The following is a 17196-nucleotide window of genomic DNA, read 5'->3' as shown; positions in this document are numbered from 1 at the left end:
TGCACTATGCTGAATATCCTTACTCGTAAAGTGGTGGAGCAACGACATGGAAGCACAAGGTTTATACGACCCAAACAACGAACACGACGCCTGCGGCGTCGGTTTTATTGCGCATATCAAGGGCAAAAAAAGTCACGCTATCGTTGAGCAGGGTTTGCTCATCCTAAAAAATCTTGACCATCGGGGCGCGGTTGGGGCGGATAAACTGATGGGCGATGGCGCCGGTATCCTGATTCAGGTACCAGATCAGTACTATCGCGAAGAAATGGCGAAGCAGGGTGTGACGTTGCCACCGCCGGGCGAGTACGGTGTTGGTATGGTATTCCTGCCAAAAGAGAATGCTTCACGCATAGCATGCGAACAAGAAATTGAGCGCGCGGTGTTGGCAGAAGGTCAAGTGTTGTTGGGCTGGCGCGACGTGCCGGTTGACATCGATATGCCGATGTCGCCGATTGTGCGTAACAGGGAACCAGTGATCCGCCAGATTTTCATCGGACGCGGTCCTGATGTTATGGTGACCGACGCACTTGAGCGTAAGTTATACGTGATTCGTAAATCGTCCGGACATGCAATTCAGGCATTGAATCTGTTGCATGGTAAAGAATTTTTCGTGCCGTCGATGTCGGCGCGCACCGTGGTCTACAAAGGCTTGCTGCTGGCTGATCAAGTCGGTGTGTACTACAAAGATTTGCAAGATCCGCGTTGCTCATCTGCGTTGGCATTGGTGCATCAACGTTTCTCGACCAATACATTCCCGGAATGGCCACTGGCGCATCCATATCGCTTGATCGCGCATAACGGTGAAATCAATACCGTTAAAGGTAACTTTAACTGGATGCGCGCGCGCGAAGGCGTGATGAAATCGGCGGTGTTGGGCGATGATCTGCAAAAATTGTTCCCGCTGATTTACGAAGGTCAATCCGATACCGCGAGTTTTGACAACGCGCTCGAACTATTGATCATGGCCGGTTATCCGCTGGCACAAGCGATGATGATGATGATTCCGGAAGCGTGGGAAAGCCATACTTCTATGGATGAGAATCGTCGCGCATTCTACGAATATCACGCAGCGATGATGGAGCCGTGGGACGGCCCTGCTGCGATGGCGTTTACAGATGGTCGTCATATCGGCGGTACTTTAGATCGCAACGGTTTGCGCCCAGCGCGTTACATCGTTACAGATGACGATTTGGTAGTGATGGCGTCGGAATCCGGTGTGTTGCCAATTCCTGAATCGAAAATCATCCAAAAATGGCGTTTGCAACCGGGCAAAATGTTTTTGATCGATTTGGATGCCGGTCGCATTATCGACGACAAAGAATTGAAAGACACTTTCTCTAACGCCAAGCCATACAAGCAATGGATTGCTTCGGTGAGTGTGAAACTGGATGCGCTCAAGGCCGAGCCCCATGAAGAGATTTCGACGATTCCTTTATTGGATCGCCAGCAGTTATTTGGCTACACACAAGAAGATATCAAATTCTTGATGTCGCCGATGGCTGTCAGCGGAGAAGAGGCGATTGGTTCGATGGGTAATGATTCGCCGTTGGCGGTCATGTCGAATAAAGACAAAACGCTTTACAACTACTTCAAGCAATTGTTTGCGCAAGTAACCAATCCACCTATCGATCCGATTCGTGAAGCGATGGTGATGTCGCTGGTGTCGTTTATCGGCCCTAAGCCGAATATGCTGGATACCAATAACATCAACCCACCAATGCGTTTGGAAGTGTCGCAGCCGATTCTGGATTATGCGGATATTGCCAAATTACGCAACATTGGCGCGCATACAGGTGGCAAATTTAAATCGCATGAATTGAATATCTGCTATCCAGTCGCATGGGGTAAAGAGGGTATCGAAGCGCGCCTGGCATCGCTATGCGCGAAGGCAGTTGATGCGGTCAAGTCTGGTCACAACATATTGATTATTTCGGATCGTAAGGTCGATGCCGATCAAGTGGCGATTCCGGCATTGTTGGCGACGTCAGCAATTCATCAGCATTTGGTTACCAAAGGTTTGCGTACTTCCACCGGCTTAGTGGTGGAAACCGGATCAGCACGTGAAGTGCATCATTTCGCTCTGTTGGCGGGCTACGGCGCAGAAGCAATCCATCCGTATCTGGCGATGGATACGTTGAGCGCGATGGCACAAGGTTTGCCTGGTGATTTGTCTGCTGAAAAAGTGATTTATAACTTCCAGAAAGCCATTGGTAAAGGCTTGCTGAAGGTGATGTCGAAGATGGGCATTTCGACGTACATGTCCTACTGCGGCGCGCAGATTTTTGAAGCGATCGGCCTGAATAAAGACATGGTGAAAAAGTACTTTAAAGGTACCGCATCTAACGTCGAAGGCATCGGCGTGTTTGAAGTCGCAGAAGAAGCATTGCGTTTGCATCGCGCTGCGTTCAGTGATGATCCGATTTTGGCCAATGCACTCGACGCCGGCGGTGAGTACGCCTACCGCACCCGTGGCGAAGAGCATATGTGGACGCCGGATGCGATTGCGAAATTGCAGCATTCATCACGCGCCAATAATTTCAACACCTACAAAGAATACGCACAGATTATCAATGATCAATCCAAGCGCCACATGACTTTGCGTGGTTTGTTTGAATTCAAGATCGACCCAAGTACCGCGATTCCATTGGATGAAGTAGAACCAGCAAAAGAAATCGTCAAACGTTTTGCTACAGGAGCGATGTCGCTCGGTTCGATTTCAACCGAGGCACATGCAACCTTGGCGGTGGCGATGAACCGTATCGGCGGCAAATCAAATACCGGCGAAGGCGGCGAAGATCCTAAGCGCTATCGTCAGGAATTGAAAGGTATCCCGATCAAACAAGGCGAAACCTTGTCATCGGTGATCGGCAGCGAACAAGTAATGGTGGATATTCCATTGCTGGCGGGCGATTCGTTGCGCTCAAAAATCAAGCAAGTTGCGTCGGGGCGCTTTGGTGTGACGGCGGAATATTTAACTTCGGCCGATCAAATCCAGATCAAGATGGCGCAAGGTGCCAAGCCAGGTGAAGGTGGTCAATTGCCTGGCCACAAAGTGTCTGAGTACATTGCGAAGTTGCGTTTCTCAGTGCCGGGCGTGGGTTTGATTTCACCACCACCGCATCACGATATTTATTCGATTGAAGATTTGGCGCAGCTGATTCATGACTTGAAAAACGTCAATCCGAAAGCCACGATCTCGGTCAAGCTGGTGTCGGAAGTCGGCGTTGGTACGGTTGCCGCCGGTGTCACTAAAGCGAAAGCCGATCATATCGTTATCGCGGGCCATGACGGCGGCACAGGTGCAACACCGCTGACGTCGATGAAACATGCCGGTTCACCGTGGGAATTAGGTCTGGCTGAAACCCAGCAAACCTTGGTCTTGAATGGCCTGCGTAGCCGGATTCGCGTGCAAGCCGACGGTCAGATGAAAACTGGTCGCGACATCGTGATTGGTGCGTTGTTGGGTGCTGACGAGTTTGGATTCTCAACTGCGCCGTTGGTGGTTGAGGGTTGCATCATGATGCGCAAGTGTCATTTGAACACTTGCCCAGTCGGTGTAGCGACACAAGATCCAGAGCTACGTGCCAAGTTTTCCGGTAAACCAGAATACGTGGTGAATTTCTTCTTTTTCATTGCAGAAGAAGCGCGTCAGATCATGGCGCAATTGGGTATTCGTACTTTCAATGAATTAATTGGTCGTGCAGATCTGTTGGATAAAGCCAAAGCGATTACGCATTGGAAAGCGCAAGGTTTGGATTTCTCACGCATTTTCTATCAACCAGCATTGCCAGAAGGCGGCGTGTATTACCACGTTGAAGAGCAAGATCATGCGCTTGAAAAAGCGTTGGATCACAAGTTGATTGCGCAAGCAAAAGCGGCGATTGATAAGGGTGAACGTGTGTCGTTCATTTCACCGATCAGGAATCTGAACCGTACGGTCGGAGCGATGTTGTCCGGCGAAGTGGCGAAAAAATATGGCAATGCCGGTTTGCCGGACGATACGATTCATATTCAACTGCAAGGTACTGCAGGCCAGTCAGCCGGTGCGTTTTTAGCACACGGCGTTACGCTGGATCTGGTTGGGGAAGGTAACGATTACGTTGGTAAAGGGCTTTCCGGTGGCCGCATTATCGTGCGCCCGAATACGGAATTCCGCGGCCGTGCCGTCGATAACATCATTGCCGGTAACACAGTGCTGTACGGTGCGACTGCTGGTGAAGCGTTCTTGAATGGCGTTGCTGGCGAGCGTTTCGCAGTCCGTAATTCTGGTGCTTTGACCGTGGTTGAAGGCTGTGGCGATCATGGCTGTGAATATATGACCGGCGGTACCGTGGTTGTGTTGGGCGCAACTGGGCGTAACTTTGCGGCGGGGATGTCTGGCGGCATGGCCTACGTCTACGATCCGGATGGCGAATTTGCAGCGCGCTGCAATTTATCCATGGTGACGCTAGAACCTGTATTGAGCCAAGGCGAGCAAGAAGCGACAACCGATAAGGCGATCTGGCATAGTTTGCAACGCGGCGAAGAAGGCCAGGCGGATGAGGCGATTCTGAAGGGCTTGGTGGAGCGTCACTTCAAACTCACCGGCAGCACACGTGCGCGTAATTTGTTGGATGACTGGGTGGCATCACGCGGCAAATTCGTCAAAGTTTTCCCGATTGAATATAAACGGGCAATGGCGGAAATGAATGCAGCATCTGCACCGCCTAAAACGGCGAGCAAAGCAAAAGTTGTTGCCTAAAATTTGAGCCTCGTCATCCTCGCGCAAGCGGGGATCCAGGTTTAGTTCAACATGGATTCCCGCTTGCGCGGGAACGACGACACTAAATTAGTCGTAGTCAAATATGTGAGTGAAAAATGGGAAAAGTAACAGGCTTTATGGAATTCCAACGCTTGAGCGAAGCGTATGAAGCACCGCAAGCGCGGAGCAAGCATTACAAAGAATTTGTCATGAGTTTGAGTGACGGCGATGCGAAAACGCAGGGCGCGCGTTGTATGGATTGCGGGATTCCTTTTTGTAATAACGGCTGTCCGGTTAACAACATTATTCCTGACTGGAACGATCTGGTCTATCGCGGTAATTATCGTGAAGCCTTGGATACGCTGCATTCCACCAATAATTTCCCAGAATTTACCGGACGCGTTTGTCCTGCGCCGTGCGAAAGCGCGTGTACTTTAGGCATTAACAGCGATCCGGTAGGCATCAAATCAATTGAGCATTTCATCATCGATAAGGGTTGGGAAAGCGGCTGGATCGCACCACAACCGGCATTGGTGAAAACCGGCAAGAAGGTTGCGGTTGTTGGCTCCGGACCAGCAGGATTGGCAGCGGCGCAGCAACTGGCACGTATCGGCCATGATGTGACAGTTTTTGAAAAAAGTGATCGCGTCGGCGGTTTGCTACGTTACGGTATTCCTGATTTTAAAATGGAAAAATCGCACATTGATCGCCGCGTAGAACAAATGGAAGCGGAAGGCGTGACTTTCCGTACCGGCATCTTGATTGGTAAAGATTTCCCGGTCAACGTCAATAACGGTGCGAAGAAAACGATTTTTCCAGAGGATTTGAAAAACGATTTTGATGCAATTGTGATTGCTGGCGGTGCGGAACAACCACGCGATTTGCCGGTACCAGGACGTGAATTAAAAGGCGTGCATTTTGCGATGGATTTCCTGCCGCAGCAAAACAAAGTTAATGCGGGCGACAAGGTCAAAGATCAAATTTTGGCTGGTGGTAAACATGTGGTGGTAATCGGCGGCGGCGATACTGGTTCGGATTGCGTCGGTACTTCGAATCGCCAAGGTGCAGCGTCGATCTCGCAATTTGAGTTGATGCCACAACCGCCAGAGCAAGAAAATAAAGAAATGGTATGGCCATACTGGCCGACAAAATTGCGCACTTCCTCTTCACATGAAGAAGGTTGTGACCGTGATTGGGCCGTGGCGACCAAGCGTCTCGAAGGCAAAAACGGCAAGGTTGAAAAGCTGATCGCTGCGCGCGTTGAGTGGAAAGACGGCAAGATGCAAGAAGTGCCCAATTCCGAATTTGAAATGAAAGCGGATTTGGTATTTTTAGCGATGGGCTTTGTTTCCCCAGTGTCGCAAGTGTTGGATGCTTTCGGCGTCGATAAAGACGCACGTGGTAACGCCAAAGCAACGACTGACGGCGATGGCTGTTATCACACCTCGGTTGATAAGGTGTTTGCGGCGGGTGATATGCGTCGCGGGCAATCGCTGGTGGTGTGGGCGATTCGTGAAGGCCGTCAATGCGCGCGCGCGGTCGATGAGTATTTGATGGGAGCATCTGTACTGCCGCGTTAATTTGCTGCTTGTGTCACTAGCTTTAATTGAAACTGGTTTGCATATTGTTTGTGCAAGCCAGTTTTGCTTTTGTGCTGATGAGATTTTATTGTGCAGATGTAAAGTGATGTCTGTTTGCAAGGCATTGCATTGAATTTATGCCAATAAAACTGAGGCGCTTTTCTAATGCAAAGACAGATTGTGTTCTGATCAACTACAATACTGGCTTTGCTTAAATCGGTGGATACTTAGTGTCTAATATTGTCGATAATATTGTCGAAGTTCGCGATGTCCAGTTTGGTTATGGTGAGCGTGTGATTTTATCGTCGCTCAACATGAATTTCCCACGTGGAAAAGTCATTGCTGTCATGGGCGGTTCTGGCTCTGGCAAGACTACTATATTGCGTTTGATCGGTGGTCAATTGCAGCCGCAAGCAGGTGAAGTGCGCGTTGACGGTGAGGTTGTGCATAAACTGACAACGTCAGCCCTGTATGCTTTACGACGCAAAATGGGCATGCTATTTCAAAACGGCGCATTGTTTACTGATTTAACAGCTTATGAGAATGTTGCTTTTCCGTTGCGCGAGCATACCGATCTGCCTCCTGAGCTGCTGCACAATTTAGTCTTGATGAAACTGCAGGCGGTAGGCCTGCGTAATGCAGCGCAGCTCAAGCCTTCGGAAATTTCAGGCGGGATGTCGCGGCGGGTCGCGTTGGCACGTGCCATTGCGCTTGATCCTGAATTGATTATGTATGACGAGCCATTTGCTGGCTTGGATCCTATTTCCATGGGCGTGACCGCCAATCTGATTCGTAAGCTAAACGATGCCTTGGGTTCTACCAGCATTCTGGTTTCGCATGATGTGGATGAAGCGTTTGCGATTGCCGATTATGTTTATTTTCTGTCCCAAGGGAAAATTGTCGCGCAAGGTACACCAGAAGAAATGCGGGCCTCTTCCGATCCTTATGTCAAACAGTTTGTGCACGCAGAAGCCGATGGGCCGGTACCTTTCCACTATCCCGGTAAATCATTAGCTGCAGATTTTGGTTTGGAGGATGCGAGATGATTGTAAATTTATTAGCCTCGCTGGGCGGTGGATTGCGTGAATCAATTACTGGCTTAGGCCAGGCAACGCGCGCATTCCTCTCTATCCTGAGGGTTTCTGGCGGGATGTTGCGCCGTCCGCGATTGGTGACCGATCAGATTCATTTCATCGGCAATTATTCGATGTCGATTATCGGTGTGTCTGGCTTATTTATTGGCGGTGTACTGGGTTTGCAAGGTTATTACACACTGAGCAAATACGGTTCGGAACAGATGTTGGGTGTGCTGGTTGCGTTGTCATTGGTACGTGAATTGGGACCGGTGGTAACCGCACTATTGTTCGCTGGACGCGCAGGAACTTCGCTGACAGCGGAAATTGGTTTGATGAAGGCTGGTGAACAATTATCGGCGATGGAAATGATGGCGGTTAATCCTATGCAACGGGTGATGGCGCCGCGTTTCTGGGGCGGTGTCATTGCGATGCCATTGTTGGCTGCCGTGTTTAGTGCTTTGGGTGTTATTGGTGGTTATTTGGTCGGCGTGAAACTTATCGGCATTGATGGCGGAGCATTCTGGTCGCAAATGCAAGGCGGCGTTGATTTTTGGGAAGACATTATGAATGGCGTACTGAAAAGCGTTATCTTCGGTATTGCTGTCACTTTTATTGCGCTTTACCAAGGGTATCAAGCTAAACCCACGCCCGAAGGAGTCGCACGTGCTACCACGCGAACAGTCGTGATTTCTTCGCTGACCGTACTTGGATTGGACTTCCTATTGACGGCGTTAATGTTTAAGTAACGCAACGTTACAAAGTAATGGATTCAGGGCATTTTGTTTTTTAAGTAAACAGTTAGCCTGTCTCACTATCTTTTAGTGATGCATATAACAATGCATTCAATGCATTAAGACTGATTAATACGCTAGTTTGAGGTTGTTGAAAGCCTCGTCAGTCATTTTTAAGGTGATAATAATGCAACAAAAATCGGTAGACGTATGGGTCGGTTTATTCGTCCTGTTAGGTGCTTTGGCTTTGGCGTTCCTGGCGTTGCGGGCTGGTAATTTAACCGCAGCCAGTTTTCAGGGGACTTATCCCGTGATTACTAAATTTGACAATATCGGCGGCCTTAAGCCACGCGCTGCGGTTCGTAGCGCCGGTGTGGTAGTCGGTCGCGTGGCCGATATCAGCTTTGATGATAAAAATTTCCAGGCCATTGTTACATTGAATCTGGATAACCGTTATCAATTCCCTAAAGACAGTTCTGCCAAGATTTTGACTGCAGGTTTATTGGGGGAGCAATATATTGGTATTGAAGCCGGTGGCGATCCTCAGGATTTGGTTGCAGGCGATCATATCAAAATGACGCAATCGGCAATAGTGCTGGAGAACTTGATTAGTCAGCTTCTCTATAGCAAAGCAGCCGACGGAAAGGATAGTTCACAATGAAGGACGTATCAATAATGGCGGCAACAACAAAAAGAACAACCGCAACGCGTTTAAGTTTGGCGGCGCTGTTTGCAGTCTTAGGCGGCTGTGCAACGGTTACCAATCCGAGCCCACAAGATCCGCTGGAAGGTTTTAACCGGACGATGTTCACGGTTAATGACAAATTTGATCAGATCGCCTTAAAACCAATCGCCACAGCCTATCGCAAATTTCTCCCATCGTTTGTGCAAACCGGCGTGCATAATTTCTTTAGTAATATCGGCGATGTCTGGGATTCGGCTAACGGTTATATGCAAGGTAATGGCACTGACGGGACGACCAGCCTGGTGCGATTTACAATGAATTCGACGCTTGGCTTAGGTGGCCTGATCGACTTTGCGTCACAAGCAGGGTTGCAAAAGAAGGATAAGGATTTCGGACAGACGTTAGGCATATGGGGCGTGGGCTCAGGGCCATACCTAGTGTTGCCGTTGTTCGGCCCATCGAATATTCGTGATGCTGCAGCGTTGCCTGTGGATATCTATGCGGATCCCTGGTCATATAAATATCCGGTTCGCTGGCGCAATACCGGCACAGTGGTACGTCTGGTGGATAAGCGCGCCAATTTATTGGATGCAACGGATTTGATAGATCAAATCGCTTTAGATAAATATCAATTTGTACGAGACGCGTATATTCAGCGTCGCCAAAGTCAAATTGACGGTCCAGCGAAAGATGACGGCGACTCTTCAGCTCCTGCAGAAAAAGCAGCCCCGGCAGATGTGACGCCAAAAACGCCTCAATGACGTAAAATGGCAAAATTGTAAAAATGGCAATGCGTAACAAAGTGAAACAGCGCTGCCTTTTTTGTAATTGAAAATCATCACTGGGAACCCCATGTGGGTTCTCAGGTCATAATGAGCCATAAGCATTGCGCATGGCTTGCATCGTACGTACTCTCGCAAGTCATCATCAATTTTAGAAAGAATATCGATAAAAATGAATATATTGAAAAAATACTTGGCAATACTTGCTTTCGGCACTTTGGCATTTGCTGGAACTGCCTCGGCACAAGAAGCGCCAGATGCGCTGATCAAGCGTATCAGTCAAGAAGTTATGGATGGTGTGCAGGCTGACAAGAGTGTCCAGGCCGGTAACAAGCAGCATCTGTTGTCTTTAGTGCAACAAAAAATCGTTCCTTATATCGACTTTGACAAGATGACTGCAATGGCCGCGGCCAGAAACTGGCGCACTGCTACTCCAGAGCAGCAAAAGCAGTTAACCGCGCAATTTCGCGATATTTTGATTTACACCTATTCTGGTGCATTGTCTCAAGTCAGCGATCAAAAAATTAACGTGCAGCCTTTGCGTTCTGCGCCGACCGGCGATGATGATGCTGAAGTACGCACAACAGTAATTCAACCGCGCGGTGAACCAATTCAGCTTTCTTACCGTCTGACAAAGACAGCGACTGGTTGGAAAATTTTTGACGTGAATATTCTTGGCGCATGGTTGGTTCAAACGTATCAAGGACAGTTCACATCTGGGATCCAGGCTTCTGGCATTGATGGCTTCATCAAAACATTAGCGGACAAAAATAAAGCACTGGCAGCAAAATACAAGTAATCCAAGTAATACATAGCAAAAGGGAGTGACTCCCTTTTGCGCCGTTCTCCTCATCAGTACTGGCATATCGCTAACAGTGATATGACCATGTCGTAAAAGAAATAGATTGCAATCATGTTCAGGCCACCACACTCTCTTACTGTCAGCAATGCAAAACTCGCTCTGGAAGCAGGTTTGCGTGCGATTGCGGCAGGTGAAACAGAGATTGATTTAGGCGATGTGGTTGCGGTTGACTCTGCTGCAGTCGCAACATTGCTGGCATGGCAATGCGCCGCGAAGAATCGCGGCCTGATTCTGCATTTCTCAAGTTTGCCTGCGAATCTGGAAAGCTTGATTGATTTATATGGCGTGACACAATTGCTGACGCCGCCAACCAAGCAGGCACCACACGACCTAAAGCATCATTGACGCTCGTCATTCGTCGCTAAAATGCCTCTATGTCAGGCATTCCTTTCCCGTTTCTTCCTGTAGCTCATTCGCGTTTCCGGAATTGCCCTATAATCAAAGGTTTCGCATTAAGCCACGTTCGTGGTTGTGGTTTATTCCACAATCCGTATGCTATTCATTTTTACGTTTCCTATAAGAGTATCGAGCCACTATGGCGGCCATTCAAATAACACAAGTTAAAAAGCGTTATCAATCGCTACAAGCGTTGGATGGCGTGTCCTTAAGCATCGAAGAGGGCGAATTTTTTGGCTTGCTCGGCCCTAACGGCGCTGGGAAAACCACCTTAATTTCCATTATTGCGGGCCTAAATCGTGCCGACTCTGGCAACGTGACCATTCATGGTCATGATGTAGTCAGTGATTATCGCGCCGCCCGACGTAAGCTCGGCGTTGTGCCGCAAGAATTGGTCTTTGATCCATTTTTCACGGTGCGTGAAACCTTGCGTTTGCAGTCAGGTTATTTTGGTCTGAAAAACAACGACAAGTGGATAGATGAGGTCATGGAAAATCTTGATCTCACCAACAAAGCTGACGTGAATATGCGCGCTTTGTCAGGTGGTATGAAACGTCGTGTATTGGTCGCGCAGGCTTTGGTCCATAAACCACCTGTGATCGTGTTGGACGAGCCTACTGCAGGTGTCGATGTTGAACTGCGTCAAACCTTATGGAAATTCATCTCGCGCTTAAATCGAGAAGGTCATACCGTGGTGCTGACTACGCATTATCTGGAAGAAGCGCAAGAGCAATGCAATCGCATCGCTATGTTGAAATTAGGGAAAATGGTGGCGTTAGATACTACCGCTGCGCTGCTTAAACGTATTTCAGGTTCGCAGTTACTGCTCAATTTGATGCCCGGAACATCGTTGCCAGCAGCGCTCCATCCTTTGGTTTTACACGCGGGTAGCAATGGCGATGCAGGAAAGTACGCATTGCGCGTTACCAACTATGATGAGGTTGAGCCGATATTGGCGACCTTACGCCAGGCTAACGTGCGGATAGAGGATATGCATCTGCAGCAAGCCGATTTGGAAGATGTATTTTTACAAGTAATGGATGGTGAAAGCGTGCATGGCATTAATGAAAGTCGTCAACCCAGCGCCAACACTCGTTATATTGGCGGTGCAAAATGATAGGCTTTCAAACTCTGCTCTATAAAGAAATACTGCGTTTTTGGAAAGTTGCGACACAAACTGTCGCAGCACCAATATTGACGGCGATGTTGTACTTGCTCATTTTTGGTCACACTTTAAAAGATCACATAGAAGTATATCCAGGCGTGCAGTACACCGCATTTTTGGTGCCAGGTTTGGTGATGATGAGCGTGTTGCAAAACGCGTTCGCCAATACGTCATCTTCGTTGGCGCAGTCCAAAATGACGGGCAATCTGGTCTTCGTGTTGTTGCCACCGCTATCGCATTGGGAGTTGTTCGGCGGCTATGTGCTTGCTTCGGTAGCGCGCGGCGTGATGGTCGGAACAGGTGTGCTATTAATAACAAGCCTATTCGTCGGCATGTCTTTCGTTGCGCCGTGGTGGATCATCATATTTGCCGTGCTTGGCTCCGCATTGCTGGGAACGATGGGGTTGATCGCTGGTATCTGGGCAGATAAATTTGACCAACTCGCCGCGTTTCAAAACTTTTTGATCATGCCAGCAACATTTTTGGCGGGCGTTTTCTATTCGATTCATTCGTTGCCGCCATTTTGGCAAACCGTATCTCATTTCAATCCATTCTTCTATATGATTGATGGCTTCCGCTATGGATTTTTCGGGCAGTCAGACGTGAACCCGCTGATTAGTCTCGCTATCGTTGTCGTCTTCTTAATGGCGTTTGTGGTGGTGGCGGTACAAATGTTAAAGCGCGGATATAAGTTGCGTCATTGAACTGCGCAGAGTTATTAACGCAACGTTGAGTTTTTTTGATTTTATAAATACAGACAGCAGGTTTTCATGTTACCCACACCCGAATTAGTTAAAGATTACATCGCCGCTGGTCTGGCCTGCACGCATTTAGAAGTGGATGGCGATGGTCAGCATTTTACTGCGGTGATCGTGTCAGATGCTTTCGCCGGAAAGCGTTTGATTCAACGGCATCAGTTGGTCTACGCCGCGTTAGGTGATCGCATGCGCGAAGAAATTCACGCGTTATCGATGAAGACACTTACCCCAGAAGAATTTCAAAAGTAGAACTAAGCAATTAGTTCTATAGCCTCTTAGCGTACATTTTGTGAACATTAGATAGCGACAGTTTAAATAAACATGGATAAATTATTGATTCAAGGCGGTCATCGCCTCTCCGGTGAGATCACCATCTCTGGTGCCAAAAACGCTGCGCTGCCGATTTTGTGTGCCGGCTTACTTAGTTCTGATCCGCTGCATCTGAATAACGTCCCGAATCTACATGATGTAACGACGATGCTGAAGTTGCTGGCGCAGATGGGTTTGAAGGCACAACAAGACGGCCATACAGTGATCTTGCAGGGCGATGCTATCCATAATTGGGAAGCGCCTTACGAAATGGTGAAAACCATGCGTGCTTCGATTTTGGTATTAGGTCCGTTATTGGCGCGTTTTGGTGAAGCTAAAGTATCTTTACCAGGTGGTTGCGCGATCGGATCGCGTCCAGTGGATCAACATATCAAAGGTCTGCAAGCGATGGGCGCCGAGATCACGATAGAAGCGGGTTACATCCACGCGAAAGCCAAGAAGCTCAAGGGTGCACGCGTAGTGACCGATATGATCACGGTGACCGGCACTGAAAATCTGTTAATGGCTGCAACCTTGGCAGAGGGCGAAACAATATTGGAAAATGCGGCCCGCGAGCCAGAGGTTACTGACCTCGCCAATTTGCTGGTTGCAATGGGTGCAAAAATCGAAGGTATCGGTACTGACCGATTGGTTATTCAAGGTGTCGCCTCATTGCATGGCGCTACGCATAGCGTTATTCCAGACCGGATTGAAACCGGCACTTTCCTGTGTGCTGTGGCCGCTGCCGGTGGTGATGTGGTCTTAAAGAATACGCGCATTCATACATTGGATGTGGCACTGGACAAGCTGCGTGAAGCGGGTGTGATTTTAACTTCTGAAGACGATAGTATCCGTGTGCAAATGGCGGCGCGACCAAAAGCGGTAAGTTTCCGCACGACTGAATATCCGGGCTTCCCAACCGATATGCAAGCGCAGTTCATGGCGATGAATTTGATCGCTGATGGTACTAGTCATGTCACTGAAACCATCTTTGAAAATCGCTTCATGCATGTCCAGGAAATGAATCGTCTGGGTGCGGCAATCGACACTCAAGGTAACACTGCGATCATCAAAGGCGTCGACAAATTGGTTGGCGCGCCAGTGATGGCAACCGACTTGCGCGCATCGGCTTCATTAGTGATTGCTGGTTTGGTCGCGCAAGGTGAAACGCTGATTGAACGAATTTATCATCTGGATCGCGGTTACGATCGTATGGAACATAAATTGTCCGCGGTGGGTGCCAAGATTGAAAGAATAAAATGACAACGCAAGCGAATACAAAACTGACGCTGGCTTTATCCAAAGGGCGCATCTTTGAAGAGACTTTGCCCCTGCTGGAAGCTGCCGGGATCGTGGTGACCGAGAATCCGGAAACATCGCGTAAGTTAATTTTGCCAACCAATGATCCGCAGGTTAACGTCATCATCGTACGTGCATCCGATGTGCCGACCTATGTGCAATATGGCGCTGCAGATTTTGGTGTTGCGGGTAAAGACGTGCTGCATGAACACGGTGGTGAGGGCTTGTATCAGCCGATCGATTTGAATATCGCAAAATGTCGCATGTCGGTCGCGGTATCAGCTGGTTTTGATTATGAAAATGCAGTGCGACAAGGTGCGCGTTTGCGCGTAGCCACCAAATATCTGCTAACCGCGCGTGAGCATTTTGCTGCCAAAGGCGTGCACGTTGATTTGATCAAATTGTATGGTTCGATGGAATTGGCGCCGCTGGTAGGTTTGGCTGATGCGATTGTCGATCTGGTTAGCACTGGTAGTACTTTGCGTGCGAATAACCTGGTCGAGGTTGAGCACATTATGGAAATTTCTTCACGTTTAGTGGTGAATCAAGCTGCATTGAAATTGAAGCGTGAACGCTTGCAGCCGATTTTGGAAGCGATTCAAAAAGCCTCAAATCAATAATTAGCGCAACGAACGAGTGTAGAGCAATGACTATAGCAATCAGAAAATTTAACGCAAGTGATGCTGATTTCCAAACGCAGCTTACTGCCGTGTTGGCGTTTGACGCTAGCGAAGATGCCAGCATAGATCATGCCGCTGCGCAGATTTTGGCCGCCGTGAAAGCACGCGGCGATGCTGCTGTATTGGAATACACCCAGCGCTTTGATCGATTGCAGGCCGATAGCATTGCGGCGCTCGAAATTGGTCAGGAAGAATTACAACTGGCACTATCGCAACTGGCGCCAGAACGTCGCGCAGCATTGGAAGCTGCTGCAGAGCGCGTGCGTGATTATCATCAGCGTCAGAAGCAAGAGTGTGGTTCGGACGGTTTCAGTTATACCGAAGCGGATGGCACGGTGTTGGGACAAAAAGTCACGCCGTTGGATCGCGTTGGTATTTACGTGCCGGGTGGCAAAGCCGCCTATCCTTCATCGGTATTGATGAATGCGATACCAGCCAAAGTCGCTGGCGTACAAGAAATCATCATGGTAGTGCCAACACCGGATGGCGTTAAAAATCCACTAGTGTTAGCGGCTGCGGCGATTGCCGGAGTTGATCGGGTTTTTACCATTGGTGGAGCACAAGCGGTTGGCGCATTGGCATATGGGACGGCGACGATTCCACAAGTAGATAAAATCGTCGGTCCAGGCAATGCCTATGTTGCAGCAGCTAAGCGACGTGTATTCGGCACGGTGGGTATTGACATGATTGCCGGGCCATCGGAGATTCTGGTGATTTGCGATGGCACCACTGATCCAGACTGGATCGCGATGGATTTGTTTTCGCAAGCCGAGCATGATGAATTGGCGCAGTCGATCTTGTTGTGCCCGGATGCGGCTTATATCGCGCAAGTGGAGGCAAGTATCAACCGTCAATTGGCGCAGATGCCGCGGCATGAAGTGATACGCACCTCGTTGACGAATCGCGGTGCACTGATTCAGGTGCGGGACATGGAGCAGGCTTGTGAGATCGCTAATCTGATCGCTGCAGAACATCTGGAAATTTCCGCAGCTGATCCACAGCGCTGGGCTGACAAAATACGTCATGCCGGCGCGATGTTCCTTGGTCGCTTTTCATCGGAATCATTAGGTGATTATTGCGCTGGCCCAAACCATGTTTTGCCGACTTCTCGCACCGCACGATTTTCATCGCCGCTTGGTGTCTACGATTTTCAAAAGCGCTCCAGCATGATACAAGTGAGCGAAGCGGGTGCGCAGACTCTCGGTAAAATTGCTGCCGAACTGGCTTATGGCGAAGGCTTGCAAGCACATGCGCGTTCTGCCGAATATCGTTTAAAAGACGTTACCAAATAATGCATGCGGATGTAGAGCAGAGCTCTTGGCGCAATCAGATTTTTCAGGAAGATGCGCTGCAAGGTTTTGCGCGGATTCCTGATGGTTCTATCGACTTGCTGATTGCCGATCCACCTTATGGTTTGGGCAAGGATTACGGCAATGATTCCGACAAAATGGCGATGGCTGAGTATCTCGCCTGGACCGAAAAATGGATAGATGCAGCTTTACCGAAATTGAAGCCGCACGGCAGTTTGTATATCTTCTTGACGTGGCGTTATTCTCCCGAAATTTTTGTCATGCTCAAACAGCGCATGATTATGCTCAACGAGATTATCTGGGATAGGCGCGTCCCTTCGATGGGCGGCGGGACACGGCGTTATTCGTCGGTGCACGACACCGTTGGTTTTTTTTCGCTCGGCAAAGATCATTACTTCAATCTTGATGCGATTCGGATTCCCTACGACGCCGAAACGAAGAAGGCGCGCTCACGTTCGATTTTCGTTGGGGCTAAATGGCTGGAGCTGGGTTATAACCCGAAAGACGTCTGGAGCGTTTCACGTCTGCATCGCGAACATCGCGAACGTGCAGATCATCCTACCCAAAAACCACTGGAAATTGTTGAGCGCATGATCAAAGCATCATGTCCGCCAGGCGGCGTGGTACTTGACCCTTTCATGGGGAGTGGAACTACGGCGGTAGCGGCGCAGCGCTGTGGACGAAGTTTTGTCGGTTTTGAATTGAATCCAACCTATTGTGCGTTAATTCAGCAACGCTTGGCGCAACATGAAGCGCCGGATAATGCGCGATCAGTATTGTCTTTAGAGTAATAGAGATATTGATATTTTTACATTTAATACC

General features: G+C 49.0%; 15 protein-coding genes. All 15 read left to right on the top strand.

Annotated features, from left to right (window positions below; translation table 11 throughout):
• Positions 1–46 precede the first annotated feature (46 nt).
• Positions 47–4741: a glutamate synthase-related protein gene (locus GEV47_RS07145; protein WP_153234046.1), complete on the top strand. Its 4695-nt coding sequence runs from the start codon at positions 47–49 to the stop codon at positions 4739–4741.
• Positions 4742–4857: 116 nt separating this feature from the next.
• A complete protein-coding gene (locus GEV47_RS07140) occupies positions 4858–6321 on the top strand; it encodes a glutamate synthase subunit beta (protein ID WP_153234045.1) in 1464 nt (487 codons plus the stop codon).
• A gap of 230 nt (positions 6322–6551) precedes the next feature.
• Positions 6552–7367: an ABC transporter ATP-binding protein gene (locus GEV47_RS07135; protein ID WP_322741580.1), complete on the top strand. Its 816-nt coding sequence runs from the start codon at positions 6552–6554 to the stop codon at positions 7365–7367.
• Positions 7364–8143: a lipid asymmetry maintenance ABC transporter permease subunit MlaE gene (mlaE, locus tag GEV47_RS07130; protein WP_153234044.1), complete on the top strand. Its 780-nt coding sequence runs from the start codon at positions 7364–7366 to the stop codon at positions 8141–8143. The genes GEV47_RS07135 and mlaE overlap by 4 nt, the downstream gene beginning before the upstream one ends.
• Positions 8144–8315: 172 nt before the next feature.
• Positions 8316–8789: an outer membrane lipid asymmetry maintenance protein MlaD gene (gene mlaD / locus GEV47_RS07125; RefSeq protein ID WP_153234043.1), complete on the top strand. Its 474-nt coding sequence runs from the start codon at positions 8316–8318 to the stop codon at positions 8787–8789.
• Complete coding sequence (locus tag GEV47_RS07120; RefSeq protein ID WP_228124608.1) at positions 8786–9574, top strand: MlaA family lipoprotein; 789 nt, start codon at positions 8786–8788, stop codon at positions 9572–9574. The genes mlaD and GEV47_RS07120 overlap by 4 nt, the downstream gene beginning before the upstream one ends.
• 193 nt (positions 9575–9767) lie before the next feature.
• Positions 9768–10394, top strand: coding sequence for an MlaC/ttg2D family ABC transporter substrate-binding protein (locus tag GEV47_RS07115; RefSeq protein ID WP_153234042.1), 627 nt, complete (start codon positions 9768–9770; stop codon positions 10392–10394).
• A gap of 114 nt (positions 10395–10508) precedes the next feature.
• Positions 10509–10802 carry an STAS domain-containing protein gene (locus GEV47_RS07110; protein WP_153234041.1) on the top strand — a complete coding sequence of 98 codons (294 nt, stop codon included), beginning with the start codon at positions 10509–10511 and terminating at the stop codon, positions 10800–10802.
• 190 nt (positions 10803–10992) lie between these two features.
• Positions 10993–11970: an ABC transporter ATP-binding protein gene (locus GEV47_RS07105; protein ID WP_153234040.1), complete on the top strand. Its 978-nt coding sequence runs from the start codon at positions 10993–10995 to the stop codon at positions 11968–11970.
• Positions 11967–12722, top strand: a complete 756-nt coding sequence (locus GEV47_RS07100) for an ABC transporter permease (protein WP_153234039.1) — start codon at positions 11967–11969, stop codon at positions 12720–12722. The genes GEV47_RS07105 and GEV47_RS07100 overlap by 4 nt, the downstream gene beginning before the upstream one ends.
• Positions 12723–12788: 66 nt before the next feature.
• A complete protein-coding gene (locus GEV47_RS07095) occupies positions 12789–13025 on the top strand; it encodes a BolA family protein (RefSeq protein ID WP_153234038.1) in 237 nt (78 codons plus the stop codon).
• Between the two features lie 72 nt (positions 13026–13097).
• Positions 13098–14348, top strand: coding sequence for a UDP-N-acetylglucosamine 1-carboxyvinyltransferase (gene murA / locus GEV47_RS07090; protein ID WP_153234037.1), 1251 nt, complete (start codon positions 13098–13100; stop codon positions 14346–14348).
• Positions 14345–15004, top strand: a complete 660-nt coding sequence (gene hisG / locus GEV47_RS07085; protein WP_153234036.1) for an ATP phosphoribosyltransferase — start codon at positions 14345–14347, stop codon at positions 15002–15004. The genes murA and hisG overlap by 4 nt, the downstream gene beginning before the upstream one ends.
• Positions 15005–15030: 26 nt before the next feature.
• Entirely contained in the window at positions 15031–16356 is a 1326-nt protein-coding gene (gene hisD / locus GEV47_RS07080; protein ID WP_153234035.1) for a histidinol dehydrogenase, read from the top strand.
• A complete protein-coding gene (locus GEV47_RS07075; RefSeq protein ID WP_153234034.1) occupies positions 16356–17165 on the top strand; it encodes a DNA-methyltransferase in 810 nt (269 codons plus the stop codon). The genes hisD and GEV47_RS07075 overlap by 1 nt, the downstream gene beginning before the upstream one ends.
• Positions 17166–17196 lie beyond the last annotated feature (31 nt).

The organism is Glaciimonas soli (assembly GCF_009497155.1).
Lineage (GTDB): Bacteria > Pseudomonadota > Gammaproteobacteria > Burkholderiales > Burkholderiaceae_D > Glaciimonas > Glaciimonas soli.
This window is presented reverse-complemented; position numbering and strand designations above follow the sequence as displayed.

Coding starts and splice junctions, on each gene's coding strand:
- murA (WP_153234037.1), top strand. CDS start 13,098: ATGGATAAATTATTGATTCAAGGCGGTCATCGCCTCTCCGGTGAGATC.
- GEV47_RS07075 (WP_153234034.1), top strand. CDS start 16,356: ATGCATGCGGATGTAGAGCAGAGCTCTTGGCGCAATCAGATTTTTCAG.
- mlaD (WP_153234043.1), top strand. CDS start 8,316: ATGCAACAAAAATCGGTAGACGTATGGGTCGGTTTATTCGTCCTGTTA.
- GEV47_RS07095 (WP_153234038.1), top strand. CDS start 12,789: ATGTTACCCACACCCGAATTAGTTAAAGATTACATCGCCGCTGGTCTG.
- GEV47_RS07110 (WP_153234041.1), top strand. CDS start 10,509: ATGTTCAGGCCACCACACTCTCTTACTGTCAGCAATGCAAAACTCGCT.
- GEV47_RS07115 (WP_153234042.1), top strand. CDS start 9,768: ATGAATATATTGAAAAAATACTTGGCAATACTTGCTTTCGGCACTTTG.
- GEV47_RS07100 (WP_153234039.1), top strand. CDS start 11,967: ATGATAGGCTTTCAAACTCTGCTCTATAAAGAAATACTGCGTTTTTGG.
- GEV47_RS07105 (WP_153234040.1), top strand. CDS start 10,993: ATGGCGGCCATTCAAATAACACAAGTTAAAAAGCGTTATCAATCGCTA.
- mlaE (WP_153234044.1), top strand. CDS start 7,364: ATGATTGTAAATTTATTAGCCTCGCTGGGCGGTGGATTGCGTGAATCA.
- GEV47_RS07140 (WP_153234045.1), top strand. CDS start 4,858: ATGGGAAAAGTAACAGGCTTTATGGAATTCCAACGCTTGAGCGAAGCG.
- hisD (WP_153234035.1), top strand. CDS start 15,031: ATGACTATAGCAATCAGAAAATTTAACGCAAGTGATGCTGATTTCCAA.
- GEV47_RS07120 (WP_228124608.1), top strand. CDS start 8,786: ATGAAGGACGTATCAATAATGGCGGCAACAACAAAAAGAACAACCGCA.
- GEV47_RS07145 (WP_153234046.1), top strand. CDS start 47: ATGGAAGCACAAGGTTTATACGACCCAAACAACGAACACGACGCCTGC.
- hisG (WP_153234036.1), top strand. CDS start 14,345: ATGACAACGCAAGCGAATACAAAACTGACGCTGGCTTTATCCAAAGGG.